The organism is Vibrio sp. J502 (assembly GCF_025397955.1).
In the GTDB taxonomy this organism is placed as follows: Bacteria; Pseudomonadota; Gammaproteobacteria; order Enterobacterales; family Vibrionaceae; genus Vibrio; species Vibrio anguillarum.
In genome coordinates, this window is the sequence record NZ_CP104554.1 from 1,457,054 (window position 1) to 1,479,023 (window position 21,970).

The following is a 21,970-nucleotide window of genomic DNA, read 5'->3' on the forward strand; positions in this document are numbered from 1 at the left end:
GTTATTCCTGCTCTATTTTCTTTTTCGCCCATACATGAATGTATCGACCTAGCGAGAGGTACGGCTCTTGTCTACATAATTGTTGTTCGAGTGCCAGTACATCTTCATATTGGTAGTCACCCATATTTTTCACATTCCCAATATAGTCACTGAATGATCGGATGCCCGATTTTCCACAAATCTCAAATCCTGATTCTTCGATCCATTGATACACTTCTTCAGGTTTTAGCCCTTGCTGAGGCTGGAGCTTAAACCGCTTGCGATGTGGCATGCCCTCCAATACATGGGGAATGTTGCCACAGACAACGTTTTTGTACACCAAGCCATGATGGTTATAGAACATGATTGATGCCATACCACCTGGCCTAACTTGCTCTAACAAATTCTGCAATGCGGGTTTTGGTTCGGCTAACCATTCCATCACCGCGTGAAACAACAACACATCCACTGGCGCACTAAGGTGCGATTGGATGGATTGCACGGGGGAATGTACCAACCGATACTGCTCAAGCAGACCATTTTTGCGGATCTCTTGTTCCGCAAGTTGAAGCATTTCCGAGGATAAATCACACAGCGTGATTTGGTGTCCCAGCTTGGCTATTTTTTGTGACATTTGTGCCAAACCGCCGCCAGCATCAAGCACTTGCAAAGGTTTTGGGTGGTTGCTCAACAAAGCGAGCAGTTGCTCAAGATCTTGCCAAACAATGACTTGACGAATTTCACCTTTGTCAGAGCCGTATATGTTTTTTGCAAATTTGTGGGCAATATCGTCGAAATTCCGGTCTTCAGTCACAGTGGCTTGAGTTATGATAGCGAATCGTGCTGCTATTCTGTCATAGGAATGGCAGGAATAAAGGGGCTTTGTTCCTTTTTATTATCAAGTGGTGTTTTTTCGGACTATTTTGTATATGTTTGAGCTGAAAAAAGTTATTTCCTCATTATTAATGCCTCTTCCGGCAATGCTAATCCTCGGTTTTGTCGGATTAATGCTCATAATGTTCACCGTCAGACGTAAGACTGGCTGTATGTTTGTCCTCTTCTCTTTAGTGGGGATATTTCTTATCTCTTTCCAACCCTTTGCAACGCGCATGCTAATGCCTTTGGAAAGACAATACTCGGCTTTTCTCCCCGTTGATGGCACCATCGATTATGTGATGGTTTTAGGCAGCGGCCACGTAGTGGATGACCAAATACCACCGACCTCGGAACTCAGCCGCACTGCGTTGGTACGCCTAAACGAAGGCATACGTGTCATGCGTATGTACCCCGGCTCAAAGTTGATTTTATCAGGCTACTCTGGCGGGTCGGAATTTAGCCATGCGCGCATGCTAGCCGTGGTGGCACTCGCGCTTGGAGTGAATAAATCCGATATTATTTTGCTAGAAACAGCTAAAGATACTTGGGAAGAAGCACGACAAGCCGCCGCCTTTGTTCAACAGCGTAGGCTGGTTTTGGTAACGTCAGCCAGTCATATGGAAAGAGCGTTAAAAGAGTTTAATTCTGCAGGTATTGACCCAATACCTGCGCCAACCAATTTCTTAGCGCAAACGAATATTGAGCAACCTTGGGAAAAATACGCTCCTCGAGCGCGTTATTTAGAACAAACCGAGCGTTACTGGTATGAAACGTTAGGGCTGCTGTGGCAAGACTTACGTGATTGGGCCTCCGGGCATGGCGATACAGAATTGGACATCAATAGCAATTAGCAATTGTATTCAACCCAAAACGGAGCCACTTATGTGCTCCGTTTTTCTTGATAATCGCGGCTACAAAAAATCATGGGAATAAAAAGGCACGGCCCAACGCCAATTTTACACACGCGACCACTCAGCTAATCACCAGCGAACATATAACCTTCACCGTGCACAGTCACAAAGATTTGCGGATTCTTGGGATCAAACTCCATCTTCGCCCTCATGCGTCGAATCAGTACATCAATCGTTCGATCGTTAGGTGCATCCACACGATGGCTGATCATATTTAAAATACGTTCACGGCTAAGGACTTGATTCGGATATGACGACAAGGCAACTAATAGCTCATATTCCGCTTTGGTCAGTTTTACGGGCTCACCATTACGGCTCAGCGCTCGGCGCTGGATATCAAAGGTCCACTCGCTAAAGCGCACTAAATTCGTATTGTGAGATACACCGCTCTCTTCGTTCAGTTTGTTTTTTGCGGTCGAGATCCGCCACAGCAAGTTTTTCACTCTCACCAGCAACTCGCGCAATTCAAAAGGTTTCGTTACGTAATCATCGGCCCCCATTTCAAGACCAACAATCTTATCAATGCTATCCGTGCGCCCTGTCACTAATATGATGCCAATATCAGATTGGCTGCGTAGCTCACGCGTTAACATTAAACCATCTTCACCGGGTAAATTAATGTCTAGCATAATCAGATCTATCGCGCTGTTTTTCAAAGCATCTCTCATCTGAGTACCGCTTTCCACTTGCGTTACCATATAACCTTCGCTTTGAAAGTATCCAGCTAGCTTGCTGCGAGTGACTGCATCATCTTCAACTACTAATACGTGATAGCTCATTTACACCACTTTACTCTATAGAAATGTTCAAACCTCGGCTCGAGATTCTGTACAAAGCCATTCTATTCATAAATAGTCATAATTCTAGTCGTATCACTTTTAAAATTAAGAAAGATGAGAGTTTATTGATTCAAAACAACCTTCCAGACATCCATTAACTTAATGAAAAAATCACTCATATTTTTTCATTTTCTTAGCGACTGCTATTCATTTTTATTAGTTACACTTAGATCAATTACTTTTTAAAAACGATTTTCGCAAAACCACCCCCTTGGAGAGCCAATACCATGCAAGACATCAAAGCTTTTAATGAACAGCGTGCCGAGATTTATTGGTGGCTTTCGAGCTTATTTGTGAAAGAACTTTCGGAGCATGAATTAGAGCAATACTATACGCCCGCTATTCGCACATTTCTTTCAGGATTAGCAGAAAACGCGACACTTAAACCTGCCATTGATAAATTAGTTGATGCACTGAACCGATTGCAAGACAAAGAAGACGCACAGCTTGAGCTCGCAGCCGATTTCTGTGATCTTTTTTTAAAATCCAATAAGGAGTCCGCGCTACCCTATGCCTCAATTTACATTGGAAAATCAAGGTTGCTCAATGACGAACCAGCCAGAGCAATGTCGGATTTGATGGCAGCCCATCACATTGCAGTCAACGATACACTCAACGAACCCGCCGACCACATTGCGATTGAACTGGATTTCTTAGGTAACTTGATCATTCGCTCCAATGAGCTTGAACAAGAGACACACCTTGAACAAGCCTTTACACAGCAGTGTGATTTTATTGAACAACATTTGCTCTCTTGGATCCCACAATTCCATCTTCGCTGCCAACAGATTGATCAATTTGGTTTTTACGGTGCCGCAAGCGAATTGTTGGTCGCGTTTCTTCACTTAGACCGCGACTATTTATCAAACCAGTGAGATAACCTGGTTAATACCAATTACTAAATCGGTCAATTGTGACTGTTGACTGATTTATTCGGTGGATTTTTCGTTGCTTGATGGACATTTGCGGACTAGAATCTTGACCGCAAACGATAAAAAATGAATTTAAGATGCAACCGCTGATTAGAGGCGGTTTTTGTGTTTTTACTACTTTCAGGCTTCAATATGACACTGGTAGGCCTAATACCGCTGAATTGCTCTTCGTGACTATCACTTTCAGCAGTTATCGACAGGACAGAGAATTTATGGCTACGATTAAAGACGTTGCACGCTTAGCGGGCGTATCAACCACCACGGTATCGCATGTAATCAATAAAACTCGCTTTGTGGCTGAAGCAACCCAAGAACGAGTGATGGAAGCGGTATCAGAGCTTAACTATGCACCAAGTGCAGTCGCTCGCAGCTTAAAATGCAACACCACCCGTACCATTGGTATGTTAGTGACCCAATCGACAAACTTATTTTTTTCTGAGGTTATCGATGGTGTTGAAAGCTACTGCTACCGCCAAGGCTACACACTTATTTTGTGCAATACCGGCGGTATTTACGAGAAGCAACGCGACTACATCCGCATGCTAGCGGAAAAACGTGTCGATGGTATGTTGGTCATGTGCTCGGACCTCACCCAAGAACTGCTTGAGATGCTTGATCGTCATTCAGACATTCCGAAAGTTATCATGGACTGGGGCCCTGAAAGTTCTCAAGCCGATAAAATTATTGATAACTCAGAGGAAGGCGGATATCTCGCGACCAAATACCTTATTGATCATGGACATACTGACATTGCTTGCTTAAGTGGACACTTCGAAAAAGCGGCGTGCCAAGAGCGAATTCAAGGGTTTAAGCGTGCGCTTGCCGAAGCAGGCCTTAAAGCGCATGACGATTGGATTTTAGAAGGTAATTTCGAATGTGATACGGCGGTTCTCGCCGCCGACAAGATCGCCGCCATGGACAAGCGCCCAACGGCTGTTTTTTGCTTTAACGATACAATGGCTCTCGGTTTAATGAGTCGCTTGCAACAAAAAGGCATCCGTATTCCTGATGACATGTCTGTTATTGGTTATGACAATATTGAACTTGCTGAATATTTCTCGCCACCGTTAACCACGGTTCACCAGCCAAAACGACGAGTAGGGAAAAACGCCTTTGAAATCCTATTGGAACGCATTAAAGACAAAGAGCATGAACGTCGTGTGTTTGAGATGCATCCCGAGATTGTTGAACGCAACACAGTAAAAAACATAACGAAATAGTGTCATTATTTAAAGCAAGCGACAAATGTCAATTTTAGGGATTTTCCTATATTCGAGACAGAACGCCGTATTAAATAATAGTAAATTTGGAATGAGCATCACGCAAATAATAAATAAACGTGATGCTCATCCAAAAATTTATATATTCTTACTATTAGAAGTCACGCACAGGGCAAACCATTTGAAAAGATGGGACGCAAAGCCTCCGGCCTAAACCGACTATTCGGTAGGTAGCGGGGTTGCCGATGGCAAATATGCAAACGTTAAGTTTACCCCTTACTGACACTCTTTCTGCATAAGTTTGCTAATCTCTCGGACCTGATTTTGGTGGCGTTTTTCCCATACACCGAGAATTTACAGCATGGATAAACCAGTACTTAAAGATTCAATGCGACTCTTCGAACAACTTGGACGCGTTAAGTCTCGTTCAATGTTTGGCGGCTTCGGCATTTTTGTCGATGACACCATGTTTGCTTTGGTCGTAAACGATAAACTTCATATTCGCGCAGACGATCTATCAACCTCTCGCTTTAAAGAGCAAGGCTATGAGCCCTATATCTATAAAAAACGTGGGTTCCCTGTCGTCACAAAATACTTCGCATTACCTGACAATTGTTGGGAAAACCCTTCGCTTATTTTACGAGATGCTGCTGTCGCACTCGAAATCGCCAAACAAGAACGAGAAGTTCAAGCCCAAACGAAGCCAGAACGCCTAAAAGATCTCCCGAACCTTCGACTCGCCACCGAACGTATGCTTAAGAAAGCAGGGATAGAATCTGTAACGGATTTGCATACAAAGGGGGCTTTGGAAGCCTATAAAGCGATTCAGCAAACCCATTCTTCTTCAATCAGTCTTGAATTGCTATGGGCCCTTGAAGGTGCGATTGAAGGCAAGCATTGGTCGGTTATCCCACAATCTCGACGCGATGAATTAGCTAAAAGCCTTTAACCTCCGAGTAAATAAATATCTCGATTAAATAATCAAATACGCTCGTATCACCATGCGGGCGTTTTTTTCATCCCGTTTTGAAATATAAATTCGACTTCCTCTGTCTTCTTCACTATATCTAGTAAAATATGTCGTTTTGAGGAATACCATGAATAAAAAACTTCTCTTAGGCTTGGCTTTATTTGCCTTTATTGTCTTTTTGATTGTAAATTTTGGCCACTATCTAACGTTAGATAATGCCAAAGCACAGCAAATGCTATTAAACGAATACATTAGCCAAAACGAGATCGGCGCTGCTTTGATCTATTTTTCACTCTATATTGTGCTCACCGCTTTCTCTATCCCAGGAGCGGCGGTCGTCACGTTACTGGGTGCTGCGCTGTTTGGTTTTTGGACTAGCTTACTGCTTGTCTCCTTTGCCAGCACCATAGGCGCAACTATCGCCTTTTTGAGTAGCCGTTTCTTACTGCGTGAATGGATTCAAACAAAATTTGGTCAAAAGCTGCAAACGATTAATCAAGGCGTTGCAAAAGATGGGGCATTTTATCTATTCTCACTGCGCTTAATTCCGGTTTTCCCTTTTTTCTTGATTAATTTATTGATGGGCCTAACACCCATATCAACCGCTCGCTTTTACCTGATTAGCCAACTCGGTATGCTGCCCGGCACTGCCGTTTATCTGAATGCTGGTACTCAACTAGCTGAAATTGAAAGCTTATCCGGTATTGTATCTCCTTCGGTTTTGCTTTCATTTGCTCTATTAGGTCTTTTTCCTATTCTCACCAAGTGGATTATGGCCAGATTGAACAAAAACCCAACATCCGCCTGAAGTGAATAATGATGAAAATTTGTGTTTCAAACCACCCGATAGAGGCATATATAGTTTGTCAGTATTTACAGCAATTCAATATTCGCTGTGAAGTGAGAGGCGATAACTTATACGGCTTAGGTGGAGAGCTCCCTTTTTCAGAAGAAACCTTGCCCTATATATGGCTGTTGGATGAAGCTCAAATCGCCGAGGCTCAAGCACAATTATTGGCCTATCAGATAGAAGAGATAAACGAAGAACCTAACTGGGTTTGTGGACAGTGCAACGAGGAAAATGGGCCGCAGCCTGCTGGTACTGCGGTTGTTTAGATTCAGACTAACGAGTCTGATGCTGGCGGATGAACTCAATTGAGTGGTGGTTAAACATCTCAGATTGTTCAACATTACACACGTGGCCGCAATCTGGGATTTCTAATAACACACTTTGTCTATGCATTGCCACCATGTCTTTAACGGGTTGAATGAACATATAGTCTCTCTCTCCCATAAGATAAAGAGTGGGAATTGGCAGCTCTTTCTCTTTGAAACATTTCATCAGAGGATTGACTTCGGAAGTCAGCATAAACCAGCGTTTAAACTCTTTTTGGCACAGCTTCTTCGCTTCTCGAATAAAAAGATGCCGTGACTCTTTTTGGTTGCGTTGTGGCATCACAATGTAAGCAAACAGACGATAAAGCCACATGTAAGGAATGATGTGTTTACTCAAATTACCCAACTTTACGAGCACTTGAGAGCGCACATTCAAACGGGTTATCGCTCCGCCCAAAACCATAGAGCAAACTCGCCCAGTCGCTATTTCAGCAAGATTACGCACAATAATGGTGCCGAGTGACATTCCAACAAAATGGGCAGACTGAATTTTCAAATGATCGAGCACTTTGAGAATATCAAGAGTGACGGATTTAAACGTGTAACGATTTGCCATCAACTCTTTAAACAGTTGGTTTGACTTGCCATGACCTCGTAAATCAACTAATAACAGGTTGAAATGCTCACGGTACGCTTTGATTTGCTTAAACCAGATGGATGAACTTCCACCTGCACCATGCACAAAAACAACCCATTCATCACTGGTGGGATGCAGGTAGGTCTTATGGAAAAGTAGGCTATGAGACATACAAAACCGTTAATCAGCTTCAATTTGAGAAACGCAAGACTACCACAAAACGGGGGCTGAATAGCAAAAAATCATGCGGGCTCGTTCGGCTAAACAAGTAAGGCGCCAAAGCGCCTTACTTGTTATAAAAACATCAGTCATGAAACGCGAGATGATACATCTTGATGTACTCTTTCGCTGAATCCTGCCAGCTAAAATTTTGTCGCATCGCCCTCTGCTGAACCTCCAACATAGTTTCGGGATGTTGAAGATAAAACAGCATCGCTCGCTGCATTGCAATAAGCAGTGCTTCTGGAGAAGGATCATGAAAACCAAAGCCGGTCGCTTCTTCAGGAAACTTATCATAATCACGCACGGTGTCTTTTAAACCACCAACTTCACGAACGATGGGCAGCGTGCCATAAGCCATGCTGTAGATCTGATTCAAACCGCAAGCTTCAAATTCTGAAGGCATTAAGAAGAAATCAGAACCGGCTTCAACCAAATGTGCAAAACGATTGCTATAAGCTTCAACAAACGCAAATTTATCAGCATGCTTCGCCGCCATTTTATGTAGCTGAACAGCAACTTCAGGCTCTCCTGTGCCAACAATAATGAGCTGAGCATCATTGCGTAAGAACGACTCTAGTATAGGTAAAATGTAGTGGAAACCTTTTTGGTGGGTGAGTCGACAAACCATCCCAAACAAAGGCAAGTCACGCTGAGGTAATTGCAGCTCCTCTTGCAACATACGCTTACTCGCCCGTTTGCCCGCTTGAAGTGATTCAGCTTCATCACAGTAGCCAAGAGGAAGAAATTCATCGTTTTGTGGATCCCACTCGCTATAATCACACCCATTAACGATGCCGTGCAAATCTCTAGCTCGGTGAACAAAATCATCTACTAACCCATGAGAGCCAAGCGGTGTTAGCAGCTCGGAAGCATAATTAGGGCTAACGGCATTGATTTTGTCAGCAAAGGCAATCCCTGCTCTTAGCATACTGACGTGATCGTGTCCGTAGCGTAAAAATTCCATGCCAGATAAGTTCAATTCTGGGATGATCTCTAATTGATGATAAGAAAAAATACCTTTAAAAATCGCGTTGTGAACGGTCAATACGCTTTTAATATCAGAAAAATAAGCGTCATGCTGGTAACGCGTTTTCAACAAAAATGGAACCAACCCTGTATGCCAATCATTTGCATGGATAATCTGTGGTTTTTTACCGAGCTTAGGTAAAACATCTAGGCTAGCTGCTGAAAAGAAACCAAAACGCTCACCATTATCAGCATACGCTTGGTTATTCTCGCCATACATTTGTGCTCGGCCAAAATATTGTTCACATTCAATTAAGTACACGGCCACTCCATCTAGCTCCATCTGGCGGACCAGATATGAAGTATGAGGCCAATGGGTAAGCTCAGTTTCTAGCACAACAGGAGCATCTGAAATGCCCAATATAGAACGATAAGCAGGTAGCACAATAGCTACCTGATGACCTAACTCTTGCAGTGCTTTAGGCAGTGCTTTGGCCACATCGGCCAAACCACCACTTTTGATCAAACCTTGAGCTTCTGAAACGGTAAACCAAACATCGATTTTTTCCATTCTAGAATCCAACTTTTGTTCCTTTTGCGATAACAACGATGCCCTCATCAGAAACATGGAAACGTTGTCTATCGAGTTCTAAATCTTCACCAATGATAGTACCTGGTGCTATTTCGACATTTTTATCAATAATCGTACGCTTAATTGTACATCCTTCACCAATTTTAACATCACCGAGGATCACGGATTCACTCACTAAAGTGTTGGCTCCGATGTTACTGCGGTAGCCTAGTACCGATTTATAAATTTTCGCACCTTGAATGTAGCTTCCGCCGGAGATCAAGCTGTCGGTGATCTGTACTTTACGATCGTGTGAATCAACAAAGGTTGCAGGTGGCAACGGTGGATAATAAGTGTGGAGAGGCCAGCTACGGTTATACAACGAGAAATCGGCATCATGCTCTAATAGATCCATGTGCGCTGCCCAGTAGGCCTCAATCGTACCAACATCACGCCAGTAAGTTGTGTCTTTTTCGCCTTTGATTTTATTGGTTGAAAAATCATAGACATAAACCTCCCCTTCTGGGAAAAGTTTAGGAATAATATCTTTGCCAAAATCATGGCTGGAGTGATTATCTTCAGCATCACGACGCAGTTCTGCACAGAGTTTATCTGTATCGAATATGTAGTTACCCATAGAAACAAGTGCAAGGTCTGGGTGCCCAGGGATCGCTTTAGGGTTGCAAGGTTTTTCTTCAAAACCGACCATTTTTCCGGCTTCATCAACTTCAATCACACCAAACTGAGACGCTTCTTTCAGCGGCATTCTCAGCGCAGAAACGGTCAGTTTTGCGTCTACACGTTTATGGAAATCGAGCATCTGGCGGATATCCATTTTATAGATATGATCAGAGCCAAAAATACATACTTGGTCGGGGGTAGAGAGTTCAATAAAACGAATATTCTGGTAGATAGCATCCGCAGTACCTTCGTACCAGCGCTTGCCATCACGCATCTGTGCGGGGATTGAATCGATAAACCGATCAGTGATGCCCGAAAGGTTCCAGCCTTTCTTCATATGTAAATACAACGATTGTGATTTAAATTGTGTAAGCACGTAGATACGCATCAAATCCGCGTTTACAAAATTATTCAAAGCAAAATCGATTAAACGATAACTGCCACCAAATGGCACTGCAGGTTTACTACGAGATTCCGTTAAAGGCATCAAGCGCGAGCCTTCGCCACCAGCAAGGATCATTCCTAAAACACCAGCCATTTTAATTCTCCTTATTTCATTCTTATATTTGCATTCCATACCTTAATTTACAGGGGATGTATGGATGCTATCCTTATTGACCACTTGCAGTGGGCTGTATGAAACTCCCTCACCACCCTAAATGCAATCGGTTGTTTATACGTTATCGAATTAAAGAAATAATACAATTTTAAATACGCTGTTCTGACTTGTCTGAACCCTTTAGTTTGCTAACTCCTAACCTAGCTCACATTTACAGCTCGGTGTAACATATAAACATAACAATGTATTAACTAATCATTTTTATTCACTTTATTGATGCATTCTTAATTTTATATACACTCTCTTTTTATTAAAAATACAACGAATTTATGACGCTATGTTTACTAGGTTAAAGACATAAATATTAATTACACCAAATAGCTCCATTTTAGTTGTTGAACCGACTGAACAATTCACAACATGCTGGTGCAATAAGGCTATCTCCTGTGTACAAGACTCTGAACATCCGACACCCCGCCCGCTCACGGATAGTTCATCATTACGGTCTTACTCGACAAATGTCAAAATATTGGCGATAGATTCACTATGAATTGTATGAATAGTTGAACTTGCTCAAACTCCAGCCAAAAAAAAGGGGCTCTTCTCCGCTTTCATGAGTCTGTATGCACAGGCTCATTCATCATAATCACATGATTTATAATGCTTATTTTAAAAATAAGTCAGTAGTCTATTTTGTCGTCTTTGTCTTCCTCGTTATTTAGCTTTAAAGGCCAGTGTGTTGAATCTTGTTCAATAGAAGAAATGTCCCAAGGCGTACTCGTTCGCTGTCGTCGAGATCGTAGGTATAAAGTCAAAGAGCCAATATCAGGGACTTCCTGCACCGTCGATCACTACGTTAAAAGACGTCTTCAAGATTTACCTGTGAGTGGGCGACCTTGTACGATTGAGGTTGAGCTGGCTAAAACTAGAGACAAAGAAGGACGACGGTTGATCGAAGAGACTGAATATGTGGCTAAAGGTGGTCGTTATACCGCTCGCTTTTGCAAGTTCATCAGTGGGTTATGTCGCCATATGAGCATACATGCCGTCTCTCAACATTTAGGAATCCGTTGGGAAACAGTAAAAAATATCGATAGGGAATACTTGCGTTCAAGCTTACCAGCATTAGACCCCGAGAAACTGAATAACTTGGTTCATATTGGCGTCGATGAAGTTGCCAGAGCCAAGAGACACGATTATATGACGGTTGTTTATGACCTCGTCTCTGGGCATTTAATTTGGGTTGAACATGGCCGAAAAGCAGAAGTTCTGATCTCCTTCTTTGAGCAACTATCAGAAGAAACCAAATCAGGAATCAAAGCAGTATCAATGGATATGGGCCAGTCTTACCAGTCGGCGGTCAGGAAAATGCTTCCCAATGCTGATATTGTTTTTGACCGATTTCATGTCATGCAGAACTACTGCATCTTAATCAAAAAAGAGAGAGCAAAAGCTTTTAGAAATGGCTCTCACGACGAAAAAAAAATGTTGAAAGGAACGCTCTTCCTCCTACTGAAAAACGCTCACAAATTGGATGATAGACAGTCTGACAGACTTGATGACTTACTTGAGAGCAACAAGACTTTGTGCGTTGTTTACATGCTCAAAGAGCAGCTACAAGCCATATGGGATGAACCCGATTACGAAACAATGGTGGCAGCTCTAGAAGCTTGGTGTCGTCTTGCCAAATCGACCAGAATACTTTCCTTAATTAATTTTGCCGATGCTTTATTGGAAAGAAAAGTGGGTATTTGTAACTACGGAAAATACAAACTGACTAACGCTCGGGTAGAAGCAGGTAATGTCTCGATTGGCTTACTCAGACGAAGGGCAAGAGGGGTGAGAGATACAGACTATTTCAAATTGAAGATCAGACAAACATCGGTTCCCGATACACACTCAACTTTTTACCCAAATATCAAGCTCACCTAAGCGGAGAAGAGCCAAAAAAGGTAGCCCGAAGGCTACCTTTTCGCATTGATCACATTAAAGGCTATTTTTTAGCGTTTTTACGCTTATCGGTAATTTCCCACCGCCCATTATCGTACAACGCCGTCCAACCTGAGGGTTTACCCTCTATCTCAGTGCGTACATAGTGTTCTTTTGACTTACGACTAAAGCGTACAACCGCCGCCACACCATCAGGATCATGTGCAGGCGCATCAGCTAAGTATTGATACTTTGGTGCTAGGCGCTCTTTGAAACGAGCCAATTCTTCAACCAATGGCGCACGTGTCTCACGAGATTTCGGGAAATTGCTCGCCGCAAGAAACAGACCTGAAGCGCCATCACGCAGTACAAAATACGCATCCGAGTTTTCACAAGGCAATTCTGGGAAATGGATAGGATCTTCTTTTGGTGGAGCAACTTCGCCGCTTCTTAAGATCTTACGCGTATTTTTACAGTCATCGCTGGTGCAATCCATGTACTTACCAAAACGACCATTTTTCAGCACCATGTTTGACCCACACTTGTCACACTCGACAACTGGGCCATCATAGCCTTTAACTTTAAACTCACCGAATTCTACAACGTAACCTTCGCAGTTCGGATTGTTCCCGCACACATGCATTTTACGTGTGTCATCGATTAGGTACGCATCCATCGCCGTTTCACAGATAGGACAACGTTTTTTAGCGCGCAGTGCAGCTGTTTCAACATCTTCTTCCAAGACATTGATGACGCCTTCTTCGTCACCTAGGTTAATGGTGGTTTTACAACGCTCTTTAGGCGGCAGTGCATAACCAGAACAACCGAGGAACACCCCTGTAGAGGCTGTACGAATTCCCATTGGACGTGAACATGTCGGACATTGAATGTCGGTCATCACGATGTGGTTGGGTTTCATACCACCTTGTTCTTCATCCAGTTCAGCCGTTTCTAAATCTGCAGTGAAATCTTTAAAGAAATCGTCCAAGACTCCTTTCCAATTTGCAGATCCTGCTGCAATTTGGTCCAGCTTTTCTTCCATTCGCGCGGTGAAGTCATAGTTCATCAAGTCATTGAAACTGTCATCCAGACGATCGGTGACGATTTCACCCATTTTCTCAGCATAAAAACGTCGCTGATCCACTTTCACATAGCCGCGATCTTGAATGGTAGAGATGATAGAAGCATACGTCGATGGTCGGCCTATACCACGCTTTTCAAGCTCTTTTACCAGCGCAGCTTCCGTATAACGTGCCGGTGGCTTAGTGAAATGTTGTTTTGGATCTAACGTTTGCAATAACAACGTTTCGCCCACTTTCACTGGTGGTAAAATTTGGTCTTCATTCTTACCCATTGGACGTTGAACTCGTGTCCAACCATCAAATTTAAGGATGCGACCTTTCGCCTTAAGGGTAAATTCTGCCGCTTTCACGCTCACAGTGGTCGAATCGTATTGAGCTGGCGTCATTTGGCAAGCAACAAACTGATTCCAGATTAGCGCGTATAGCTTATGAGCATCCGCTTCCATACCTTGTAAATCATCGGCTTTAACATCCACACTGGATGGACGAATCGCTTCGTGCGCTTCTTGAGCGCCCTGCTTACTTCCATAAACTAACGGATTCTCAGGTAAGTAGGCTTGTCCAAACTCACTCCCAATATAGCTGCGAACCACTTCGACCGCTTCAGCACTTAAGTTGGTTGAATCGGTACGCATATAAGTGATGTAACCCGCCTCATACAAGCGCTGAGCTAGCATCATCGTTTTCTTCACTCCGTAACCCAAGCGAGTACTGGCTGCTTGCTGTAACGTCGAGGTGATAAAAGGAGCGGAAGGTTTACTGCTGGTTGGACGATCTTCACGTTTACACACTTCGTAAGAAGCTTTTTCTAAAATCGAAACCGCTGATTTAGCTTCCGCTTCGTTGACAGGCTTAAACGCTACATCATTTTTTTGCGCGACCAACAGACGGAAATCCGTTTTATCTTGCGTTTTCGTATCAGCATGGATATCCCAGAACTCTTCAGGGACAAACGCGTTAATTTCACGCTCACGCTCAACAAGTAATTTCACCGCCACCGATTGGACGCGACCCGCAGACAAGCCACGCGCCACTTTTTTCCAAAGTAATGGAGAGACCATAAAACCCACCACACGGTCCATGAAACGACGTGCTTGTTGGGCGTTTACACCGTCGATATTCAATTCACCCGGTGTTTGGAAGGCTTGTTGGATTGCATTTTTTGTAATTTCGTTAAATACAACTCGTTTGTATCGCTGTTCATCGCCACCGATGATCTCACGAAGGTGCCAAGCGATGGCCTCTCCTTCGCGGTCCAAATCGGTTGCGAGATAAATGCAGTCGGCATCTTTGGCAAGCTTTTGCAATTCCGCCACTACTTTTTCTTTACCCGGCAAAATTTGGTAATTCGCTTCCCAGCCGTGATAAGGGTCGATGCCCATCTTCTTAATTAACGAACTGCGGTCTTTCTCGCTTTTCAAGCGTGCTTTCTCTTCAGCGCTAAGGTTCTTTGAAGAAGAACTAGGCGTTGCTTTTTTAGCGGTACTTTGACCTGCGGTTGGAAGATCACGAACATGCCCTACGCTCGACTTAACAATAAAATCTTTACCAAGATATTTATTGATCGTTTTAGCCTTGGCTGGCGATTCCACTATAACGAGTGATTTACCCATAATTGACTCAAATGCCCTTAATCATTACGCGAAAGTAAATCGCATGACGTTCTAAATTATTGCTTCTTTTTTTACTATCGAGCCAGTTAACAAGAAGATCAACATGTTTTTTAAAAATAAAATTCAACCACTCAATAATTGGTCAAAATGCAACCAGAGCTCAGTGGCCTATTCTCCGCCAGCCTTCCAACCTAAATTGAAAAGTTTAAAATCGAGTCCTGTGGCGCTTGTTGGCGCTTGTGAGCTTGACTTTCATTGCTGCAGCACTCTACTAAACGTGCTTTGGCGCTCATACTAAAGTGAGTATTATCAGTTCGCGAAATAAATCCAATGAAATATGCCGTAAGTCACACATTCTCATTGCATAAAAAATCGGCTTTCTTGACTAAGCTTAGACGTGACTTCTCTCTTTGGTCAAAGCTTGAGAATCCACTCCATCGAATTTTGCGCCGAATTCTATTTGAAATCATTGAAATTACCTACCCTTTTACGGCACTATCCTCGCACATCTACTCATAGGACCGTAAAAGATGAGCGAAAAACAATCTATTACTGAATTTGATTTGTTACTTATTGCAAACCAAATCATTCAAGAACATGACGCTTATATCGTTGGCATGCGCGCCGATAGCGTTGAAGAAAAAGAGGATGTATTAGTTTTTAAAGGCAACTACTTTTTAGACGACAAGGGGCTGCCAACACCTAATACCACTGCGGTATTTAACATGTTCAAGTACCTTGCCTTGCATTTATCAAAGCAATTTACTCTCGTTCAATCGTAATTCTTGATGAAAAAAAGCCTCATTCGAGGCTTTTCATTATTGGGTTTAAACGCTCAATGCCTAGTGGCTTAGTTGCGCAAGCTGTTCAAAATAATCAGGAAACGTTTTCGAAGTACATTTAGGATCATTAATCGTCACTGCGGTATCGCTCAGTGCAACCAGCGAAAAACACATCGCCATTCGATGATCGTCATAAGTGTCGATTGCCGCATGCTGTAATGACGTTGGTGGTGTGATGATAATGTAATCATCCCCTTCCTCAACCTCTGCACCCACTTTACGCAGCTCCGCCGCCATTGCGGCTAAACGATCAGTTTCTTTAACACGCCAATTATATACGTTGCGAATGGCTGTGGTGCCTTTGGCAAATAATGCGGTCGTCGCAATGGTCATAGCCGCATCAGGAATGTGATTAAAATCGAGATCAACCGCATTAAGCTCTCCACGACGAGCGATGACATAATCATTCCCCCATTCGATGACTGCGCCCATTTTTTCTAGCGCATCGGCAAATTGAATATCTCCTTGGATACTGTTTTTACCAATACCAGTAACTTTTACTTCGCCACCTTTGATAGCCGCCGCCGCGAGGAAGTAAGAAGCAGAGGATGCATCCCCTTCCACCAAAAACTGCCCAGGAGAAACATACGATTGCCCAGCTGGGATCACAAATTGAGTGTAGTTATGGTTGATCACTTTTACACCAAACTGCGCCATGATGTGTAACGTGATATCAATGTAGGGCTTTGAGACCAAGTCACCAACGATGTTTATCGTCATTTCACCATCAGACAGTGGCGCAGCCATTAAAAAGGCGGTCAAAAATTGACTCGAGATTGAACCGTCAATCGCCACGGTTCCAGCTTTAAGGCCGGTTGCCGTAATTTTTAACGGCGGGAAGTCTTCGTTTTCAAGGTACTCAATATCAGCGCCCGCTTCACGTAACGCTGTAACGAGATGACCGATTGGACGTTCTTTCATCCTCGGCTCACCAGTCAAAATGAACTCACCCTGTCCAAGGACTAATGCTGCCGCAAGTGGACGCATTGCCGTCCCTGCATTACCTAAAAACAGCTCAACGGATTGCTCGATGCTAAAAGGCCGACCCAAACCTTTTATCTCACAGACCGTTTTGTCGTCTGACAAACGATACTCCACACCAAGTTTTGCTAGTGCGTTGAGCATGTGGCGAATGTCGTCACTGTCTAACAAGTTCGTTAGCTTAGTCGTACCACTTGCCAGAGCGGCAAGCAGTAGCGCTCGGTTTGAGACACTTTTGGAACCGGGTAAATTGACTTGCCCATTAATTTTTTTTATTGGTTGTAACGTGAGGCTTTCCATTCGAGTTGTGTTTCCTTGCATCTTCCAAAGAGCTCCTGTTTGCTCTAGGAAAATGAAAATTCTTCGTACTTGCAGCCTATCTAAAAATAAAAGCGAACTCCAGTACAAATATGGCCTGATAGTAATGATTGGCAAACTATTGAAAAATCCCTACTATCCTCATTCCGTGGCCTTATCTTGATGGTTAACCCAGATCGGATCGAACATGACTATTTACCTTCCTCAGCTTGCGCTTGATGATTTCTCTTTTCCTTCCGCTGATGAGGCGCTAGAAGAGCCAAATGGACTGCTCGCGTTTGGTGGAGATTTACAACCAGAACGTATTTATAATGCTTATCGACACGGAATTTTTCCTTGGTATGGGCCACAAGAGCCTATTCTTTGGTGGAGCCCCGCTCCACGAGCTGTGTTTAACCCACAAACTTTTTCTCCAGCTAAAAGCGTTAAAAAATTCCAGCGAAAACATCAATATAAAATAAGCCTTAACCATGTAACTAAAGAGGTAATTACAAGTTGCGCCAACGTAAGACCCGCAGATCAAACTTGGCTAAATGAAGAGATGCGCAGCGCCTACCTCGCCCTTGCGGCTTCTGGCCGTTGTCATTCGGTTGAGGTGTGGCAGGAAGATAAATTGATCGGCGGGCTCTATGGCATACAAATGGGCCAAATGTTTTGCGGTGAGTCGATGTTTAGTATCAAAGCCAATGCATCAAAAATTGCGCTTTGGTATTTTTGCCAGCATTTTCAATCACACGGTGGACAGTTGATTGATTGTCAGGTGATGAATCCGCATCTGGCATCATTGGGAGCTTTCGAATTAGAGCGCGACGATTTTCTCAAATCCTTGCTATCTTTTAGAGATAGCTCTGTCGATGAGCGCTGCTTTACACCCCAGTGGATCACCTTGCCTAATGAAGGATAACCATGAGCTCAGATTTACAGCAAATACGCATCGGTTTAACCAATAACCACCCTTGTAGCTATTTAAAAGATAGGCAAGAACGTGTCGCTGTGACTTTAGACTCCGCCATGCAATCGCCTGAGAATTATGAAATTCTACTCGCAAATGGTTTTCGACGCAGTGGGGATACCATTTACAAACCTCACTGTGACAATTGCAACTCCTGCCAAGCATTGCGTGTTTTTGTTGACCAAGTCAAGCTATCAACCAGCCAAAAGCGGTTACTCAAAAAGGCACACGCTTTTCAGTGGCAGTTGAAACCGACCATGGATTCGGGTTGGTTTGCACTCTATGCCCGCTATATTGAAGCGCGACATAAAGAGGGCAGCATGTACCCTCCCAACGAGCAGGAGTTTGAAACCTTTTCCGCTTGTCGTTGGCTAGATACTCAATACCTGCATATTTATCAAAATGGACAACTGGTCGCGATTGCGGTGACGGATATTTTACAAAACAGTGCCAGCGCCTTTTATACCTTTTATGATCCAGAGTCAGATCTGTCACTCGGAACACTTGGCGTTTTATTTCAACTGCAATATTGCCAAGCCACACAGAAACAATGGTTATATTTGGGTTATCAAATTGATGAATGCCCAGCAATGAACTACAAAGTACGCTTTGAGCGCCATCAAAAGCTAGTAAATCAACGTTGGCAAGGGTAGAATACGCCCCAACTTTACATATTTATCTTTTAGCGGCAGAATGCGTCCGTTAAAAATCGCCAAGTTTCTAAAGAGGATTAAATGGCTAAAGAAGACGTAATTGAGATGCAAGGCACTGTCCTTGATACTCTTCCAAACACAATGTTCCGTGTTGAGCTAGAAAACGGCCACGTAGTAACAGCTCACATCTCTGGTAAAATGCGTAAGAACTACATTCGTATTCTTACTGGTGACAAAGTAACTGTAGAGATGACTCCATACGACCTAACTAAAGGCCGCATCGTCTTCCGTGCTCGTTAATCTCTGATTTTCGAACGCAACAAAAAACGGAGCTAAATGCTCCGTTTTTTGTTACTTATAGAACTGGATTAAATGCAATGCATAGAAGAAAGCACGCCTCAGCGTGCTTTTGTTATTAGGTGATAAGCATCGGGATTACCGATTAGTGAACCGCTTCTTCACGAGAACCAATGTACTTAAACTTAAGCTCTTCGCCATCTAAATCCACTTTCACTGTGCCACCATCGACCAACGAGCCAAACAACAACTCATTCGCTAATGGCTTTTTCAGCTTATCCTGAATCACACGGCCCATCGGACGAGCGCCCATCTCAATATCGTAGCCTTTCACAGCAAGCCAATGACGAGCATCCTCAGAAACCTCTAACGATACACCTCTCGCATCGAGTTGAGCTTGTAGTTCAACAATAAACTTATCAACCACTTGATGGATTACACGCTCATCCAAACGATTAAACCAGATGATGTTATCTAAACGGTTACGAAATTCGGGTGTGAATACTTTCTTAATCTCTGACATCGCATCAAAACTATTGTCTTGTTGGATAAGACCAATCGATTTTTTCACTGTCTCTGCAACACCTGCGTTGGTTGTCATCACCAAAATGATGTTACGGAAATCCGCTTTTCGTCCATTGTTATCCGTTAAAGTGCCGTTATCCATGACTTGAAGTAACAAGTTAAAAATATCAGGGTGCGCTTTCTCAATCTCATCAAGTAGCACCACTGAATGTGGATGTTTAATCACAGCATCAGTTAGCAAGCCACCTTGGTCATACCCAACATAACCAGGAGGAGCACCAATTAAACGACTCACCGAGTGACGTTCACCATACTCAGACATATCAAAACGCAGCAGCTCAATGCCGAGTAGCTTCGATAACTGCACTGTCACTTCTGTTTTACCCACGCCTGTTGGCCCTGCAAACAAGAATGAGCCCACCGGTTTATTGTCAGCACCTAAGCCTGCACGTGAGAGTTTGATCGCCTCACTCAATACATCGATAGCGTCATCTTGTCCAAATACCAACATTTTCATTTTTCTATCAAGGTGTTGCAAAATGTCTTTATCGGAAGAAGAGACCGATTTTTCTGGAATACGCGCCATTTTAGCAACCATCGCTTCAATATCGGCCACTCCAACGGTTTTCTTGCGGCGACTTGCAGGTGCCAACCTTGAACGTGCTCCCGCTTCATCAATCACATCAATCGCTTTATCTGGCAAATGACGTTCATTGATATATTTTGCTGAAAGCTCTACGGCCGCACGTAACGCTTTATTGGTATAACGTACATCATGGTGCGCCTCGTATTTTGTTTTCAGACCCATAAGTATTTTAGTGGTGTCATCCAACGATGGCTCGACTACATCGATTTTTTGAAAACGACGAGCCAGCGCGCGCTCTTTTTCAAAGATGTTGTTGTACTCTTGATAAGTCGTTGAGCCGATGCAGCGCAATTTACCGCTGCTAAGCAGAGGTTTGATTAAGTTAGCCGCATCCACCTGACCACCAGAAGCGGCACCCGCACCGATGATGGTATGAATTTCATCAATAAATAGAATCGCGTCCTGCTCTTTTTCAAGCTGTTTCAAAATGGTTTTAAAACGCTTTTCAAAATCGCCACGATACTTAGTTCCAGCGAGCAATGAGCCAATATCCAGTGAGTAAATAACGCTATTTTGAATGATTTCAGGCACTTGGCCTTCCACAATACGCCACGCCAGCCCTTCTGCAATCGCCGTTTTACCGACTCCAGCTTCTCCCACTAACAGCGGATTATTTTTACGGCGACGACACAACACTTGAATGGTTCGTTCTAGCTCTTTATCACGCCCAATTAGCGGATCAATCAACCCTTGCTTTGCCAATTGGTTGAGGTTGCTGGCAAAGCTTTCCAAACGTTCATCAGAACTGACTTCATCAGCTGATTCGCTGCTAAAAGAGTCGGAAGAGGCTGAATTATCACTTGCGCTGGAAGCTTTAGTGATGCCGTGCGAAATGTAGTTGACGATATCTAAGCGACTGATGTCATTTTTTTTCAGTAGGTAAGCCGCGTGTGACTCCTGCTCACTAAAGATTGCAACCAGTACATTCGCCCCTGTGACTTCATTGCGGCCAGAGGATTGCACATGAAATACAGCACGTTGCAGCACACGTTGAAAACTCAATGTAGGTTGCGTTTCACGTGTTTCGTCACTTTCAGGAATAAGAGGTGTGGTTTGATCAATAAAAATATCAAGCTCTTGGCGTAAGGCATCCAAATCCGCTTGGCAGGCTAATAAGGCCTCTCTGGCTGCATCATTTTCTAATAACGCAAGTAGGAGGTGCTCGACGGTCATGAATTCATGTCTTTTGTCTCGCGCTCGAGCGAACGCGCCGTTTAGACTCGACTCTAGTTCTTTATTAAGCATAAGTACCTCCTTAAGGAACCACTTTGTTGCTCCAGCAAGCGACTACGCTTGCTCCATAGTACAAAGCAGTGGATGCTCATTTTCCCTTGAGTACAAAGTAACTTGAGCTACTTTGGTCTCTGCAATCTCAGCACTGAACGTGCCACAAATTGCTTTCCCTTCATAATGCACCTTGAGCATTATCTGTGTTGCTTTGTCGATATCCATCGAGAAGAATCGCTCAAGGATTTCAATCACAAACTCCATCGGCGTGTAGTCATCGTTATTAAGAACTACGTTGTACATCGCTGGTGGTTTAATTGCTGTCTTCTCTTTCTCCAGAAGATCTGAGTCTGGAGTCACCCATTCAAAATGTTTACTCATGATGACCGTATTTAGAGTGCTTCTCTACCTAGTGGAACCGTGTGC

20 protein-coding genes and 1 riboswitch are annotated in these 21,970 nt (G+C 43.4%); of the genes, 11 read left to right on the top strand and 9 right to left on the bottom strand.

The genetic code is table 11. The annotated features are described in order from the left end of the window. Nucleotide 1: 1 nt before the first annotated feature. Nucleotides 2-793, bottom strand: coding sequence for a tRNA uridine 5-oxyacetic acid(34) methyltransferase CmoM (gene cmoM / locus N5E84_RS06805; protein WP_017044660.1), 792 nt, complete (start codon nucleotides 791-793; stop codon nucleotides 2-4). An 88-nt stretch (nucleotides 794-881) separates the two neighbouring features. Here cmoM and elyC point away from each other — a divergent pair, with 88 nt between their 5' ends. Then, a complete protein-coding gene (gene elyC / locus N5E84_RS06810; RefSeq protein WP_013857069.1) occupies nucleotides 882-1,706 on the top strand; it encodes an envelope biogenesis factor ElyC in 825 nt (274 codons plus the stop codon). Between the two features lie 125 nt (nucleotides 1,707-1,831). On the opposite strand, the gene torR is transcribed toward elyC, so the two are convergent. Beyond that, nucleotides 1,832-2,545 (bottom strand): two-component system response regulator TorR, encoded by a 714-nt coding sequence (gene torR, locus N5E84_RS06815; RefSeq protein WP_069212047.1) that lies wholly within the window; start codon nucleotides 2,543-2,545, stop codon nucleotides 1,832-1,834. Between the two features lie 287 nt (nucleotides 2,546-2,832). On the opposite strand from torR, the gene torD reads away from it, so the two are divergent. From torD to N5E84_RS06840, 5 genes are all read left to right on the top strand, one after another. Continuing rightward, the gene (gene torD, locus N5E84_RS06820; protein WP_069212048.1) at nucleotides 2,833-3,480 is read left to right on the top strand and encodes a molecular chaperone TorD; all 648 of its coding nucleotides are present in this window, start codon (nucleotides 2,833-2,835) and stop codon (nucleotides 3,478-3,480) included. 269 nt (nucleotides 3,481-3,749) lie between these two features. Then, nucleotides 3,750-4,757: an HTH-type transcriptional repressor PurR gene (gene purR / locus N5E84_RS06825; RefSeq protein WP_010319453.1), complete on the top strand. Its 1,008-nt coding sequence runs from the start codon at nucleotides 3,750-3,752 to the stop codon at nucleotides 4,755-4,757. 161 nt (nucleotides 4,758-4,918) lie between these two features. Then, a riboswitch (cyclic di-GMP riboswitch) is annotated at nucleotides 4,919-5,004 on the top strand. A 114-nt stretch (nucleotides 5,005-5,118) separates the two neighbouring features. Continuing rightward, nucleotides 5,119-5,706 (top strand): TfoX/Sxy family DNA transformation protein, encoded by a 588-nt coding sequence (locus N5E84_RS06830; RefSeq protein ID WP_013857073.1) that lies wholly within the window; start codon nucleotides 5,119-5,121, stop codon nucleotides 5,704-5,706. Nucleotides 5,707-5,854: 148 nt separating this feature from the next. Next, nucleotides 5,855-6,535 (top strand): TVP38/TMEM64 family protein, encoded by a 681-nt coding sequence (locus N5E84_RS06835; RefSeq protein WP_029388226.1) that lies wholly within the window; start codon nucleotides 5,855-5,857, stop codon nucleotides 6,533-6,535. A gap of 8 nt (nucleotides 6,536-6,543) precedes the next feature. Then, nucleotides 6,544-6,843, top strand: a complete 300-nt coding sequence (locus N5E84_RS06840) for a putative signal transducing protein (protein ID WP_232513683.1) — start codon at nucleotides 6,544-6,546, stop codon at nucleotides 6,841-6,843. Nucleotides 6,844-6,850: 7 nt separating this feature from the next. On the opposite strand, the gene N5E84_RS06845 is transcribed toward N5E84_RS06840, so the two are convergent. The 3 genes from N5E84_RS06845 to glgC form a co-directional block, all read right to left on the bottom strand. Next, complete coding sequence (locus N5E84_RS06845; protein ID WP_019282196.1) at nucleotides 6,851-7,651, bottom strand: alpha/beta fold hydrolase; 801 nt, start codon at nucleotides 7,649-7,651, stop codon at nucleotides 6,851-6,853. A gap of 133 nt (nucleotides 7,652-7,784) precedes the next feature. Continuing rightward, the gene (glgA, locus tag N5E84_RS06850; protein ID WP_019282197.1) at nucleotides 7,785-9,239 is read right to left on the bottom strand and encodes a glycogen synthase GlgA; all 1,455 of its coding nucleotides are present in this window, start codon (nucleotides 9,237-9,239) and stop codon (nucleotides 7,785-7,787) included. A 1-nt stretch (nucleotide 9,240) separates the two neighbouring features. After that, nucleotides 9,241-10,458 (bottom strand): glucose-1-phosphate adenylyltransferase, encoded by a 1,218-nt coding sequence (gene glgC / locus N5E84_RS06855; protein ID WP_013857078.1) that lies wholly within the window; start codon nucleotides 10,456-10,458, stop codon nucleotides 9,241-9,243. A 783-nt stretch (nucleotides 10,459-11,241) separates the two neighbouring features. Between glgC and N5E84_RS06860 the strand changes: the two genes are divergently transcribed. Further along, complete coding sequence (locus N5E84_RS06860) at nucleotides 11,242-12,411, top strand: ISL3-like element ISVa10 family transposase (protein WP_076611988.1); 1,170 nt, start codon at nucleotides 11,242-11,244, stop codon at nucleotides 12,409-12,411. A gap of 61 nt (nucleotides 12,412-12,472) precedes the next feature. Here the strand turns inward: N5E84_RS06860 and topA are convergent, their stop codons facing one another. Beyond that, complete coding sequence (gene topA, locus N5E84_RS06865; RefSeq protein ID WP_019281959.1) at nucleotides 12,473-15,103, bottom strand: type I DNA topoisomerase; 2,631 nt, start codon at nucleotides 15,101-15,103, stop codon at nucleotides 12,473-12,475. 530 nt (nucleotides 15,104-15,633) lie between these two features. Here topA and N5E84_RS06870 point away from each other — a divergent pair. Beyond that, nucleotides 15,634-15,885: a YciN family protein gene (locus N5E84_RS06870; RefSeq protein ID WP_013857082.1), complete on the top strand. Its 252-nt coding sequence runs from the start codon at nucleotides 15,634-15,636 to the stop codon at nucleotides 15,883-15,885. Nucleotides 15,886-15,945: 60 nt separating this feature from the next. On the opposite strand, the gene aroA is transcribed toward N5E84_RS06870, so the two are convergent. Beyond that, the gene (aroA, locus tag N5E84_RS06875; RefSeq protein ID WP_029388164.1) at nucleotides 15,946-17,226 is read right to left on the bottom strand and encodes a 3-phosphoshikimate 1-carboxyvinyltransferase; all 1,281 of its coding nucleotides are present in this window, start codon (nucleotides 17,224-17,226) and stop codon (nucleotides 15,946-15,948) included. 205 nt (nucleotides 17,227-17,431) lie between these two features. Between aroA and aat the strand changes: the two genes are divergently transcribed. The 3 genes from aat to infA all read left to right on the top strand — a co-directional run bounded on the left by aat (nucleotide 17,432) and on the right by infA (nucleotide 19,149). Beyond that, complete coding sequence (gene aat / locus N5E84_RS06880; RefSeq protein ID WP_019281962.1) at nucleotides 17,432-18,148, top strand: leucyl/phenylalanyl-tRNA--protein transferase; 717 nt, start codon at nucleotides 17,432-17,434, stop codon at nucleotides 18,146-18,148. Between the two features lie 2 nt (nucleotides 18,149-18,150). Continuing rightward, nucleotides 18,151-18,849: an arginyltransferase gene (locus tag N5E84_RS06885; protein ID WP_013857085.1), complete on the top strand. Its 699-nt coding sequence runs from the start codon at nucleotides 18,151-18,153 to the stop codon at nucleotides 18,847-18,849. Nucleotides 18,850-18,930: 81 nt separating this feature from the next. Beyond that, nucleotides 18,931-19,149, top strand: coding sequence for a translation initiation factor IF-1 (gene infA, locus N5E84_RS06890; RefSeq protein WP_006075347.1), 219 nt, complete (start codon nucleotides 18,931-18,933; stop codon nucleotides 19,147-19,149). A gap of 142 nt (nucleotides 19,150-19,291) precedes the next feature. Here the strand turns inward: infA and clpA are convergent, their stop codons facing one another. Then, nucleotides 19,292-21,562, bottom strand: a complete 2,271-nt coding sequence (gene clpA, locus N5E84_RS06895; RefSeq protein ID WP_013857086.1) for an ATP-dependent Clp protease ATP-binding subunit ClpA — start codon at nucleotides 21,560-21,562, stop codon at nucleotides 19,292-19,294. Nucleotides 21,563-21,604: 42 nt separating this feature from the next. Beyond that, nucleotides 21,605-21,925 (bottom strand): ATP-dependent Clp protease adapter ClpS, encoded by a 321-nt coding sequence (gene clpS, locus N5E84_RS06900; protein ID WP_010319243.1) that lies wholly within the window; start codon nucleotides 21,923-21,925, stop codon nucleotides 21,605-21,607. Between the last annotated feature and the right edge of the window lie 45 nt (nucleotides 21,926-21,970).

Excerpts from the sequence above, each read along its gene's own strand:
- purR (WP_010319453.1), top strand. The coding sequence starts at position 3,750 with ATGGCTACGATTAAAGACGTTGCACGCTTAGCGGGCGTATCAACCACC.
- glgC (WP_013857078.1), bottom strand. The coding sequence starts at position 10,458 with ATGGCTGGTGTTTTAGGAATGATCCTTGCTGGTGGCGAAGGCTCGCGC.
- clpA (WP_013857086.1), bottom strand. The coding sequence starts at position 21,562 with ATGCTTAATAAAGAACTAGAGTCGAGTCTAAACGGCGCGTTCGCTCGA.
- torR (WP_069212047.1), bottom strand. The coding sequence starts at position 2,545 with ATGAGCTATCACGTATTAGTAGTTGAAGATGATGCAGTCACTCGCAGC.
- glgA (WP_019282197.1), bottom strand. The coding sequence starts at position 9,239 with ATGGAAAAAATCGATGTTTGGTTTACCGTTTCAGAAGCTCAAGGTTTG.
- aat (WP_019281962.1), top strand. The coding sequence starts at position 17,432 with ATGACTATTTACCTTCCTCAGCTTGCGCTTGATGATTTCTCTTTTCCT.
- infA (WP_006075347.1), top strand. The coding sequence starts at position 18,931 with ATGGCTAAAGAAGACGTAATTGAGATGCAAGGCACTGTCCTTGATACT.
- torD (WP_069212048.1), top strand. The coding sequence starts at position 2,833 with ATGCAAGACATCAAAGCTTTTAATGAACAGCGTGCCGAGATTTATTGG.
- N5E84_RS06860 (WP_076611988.1), top strand. The coding sequence starts at position 11,242 with ATGTCCCAAGGCGTACTCGTTCGCTGTCGTCGAGATCGTAGGTATAAA.
- N5E84_RS06845 (WP_019282196.1), bottom strand. The coding sequence starts at position 7,651 with ATGTCTCATAGCCTACTTTTCCATAAGACCTACCTGCATCCCACCAGT.
- N5E84_RS06840 (WP_232513683.1), top strand. The coding sequence starts at position 6,544 with ATGATGAAAATTTGTGTTTCAAACCACCCGATAGAGGCATATATAGTT.
- aroA (WP_029388164.1), bottom strand. The coding sequence starts at position 17,226 with ATGGAAAGCCTCACGTTACAACCAATAAAAAAAATTAATGGGCAAGTC.
- N5E84_RS06870 (WP_013857082.1), top strand. The coding sequence starts at position 15,634 with ATGAGCGAAAAACAATCTATTACTGAATTTGATTTGTTACTTATTGCA.
- clpS (WP_010319243.1), bottom strand. The coding sequence starts at position 21,925 with ATGAGTAAACATTTTGAATGGGTGACTCCAGACTCAGATCTTCTGGAG.
- N5E84_RS06830 (WP_013857073.1), top strand. The coding sequence starts at position 5,119 with ATGGATAAACCAGTACTTAAAGATTCAATGCGACTCTTCGAACAACTT.
- topA (WP_019281959.1), bottom strand. The coding sequence starts at position 15,103 with ATGGGTAAATCACTCGTTATAGTGGAATCGCCAGCCAAGGCTAAAACG.
- N5E84_RS06885 (WP_013857085.1), top strand. The coding sequence starts at position 18,151 with ATGAGCTCAGATTTACAGCAAATACGCATCGGTTTAACCAATAACCAC.
- N5E84_RS06835 (WP_029388226.1), top strand. The coding sequence starts at position 5,855 with ATGAATAAAAAACTTCTCTTAGGCTTGGCTTTATTTGCCTTTATTGTC.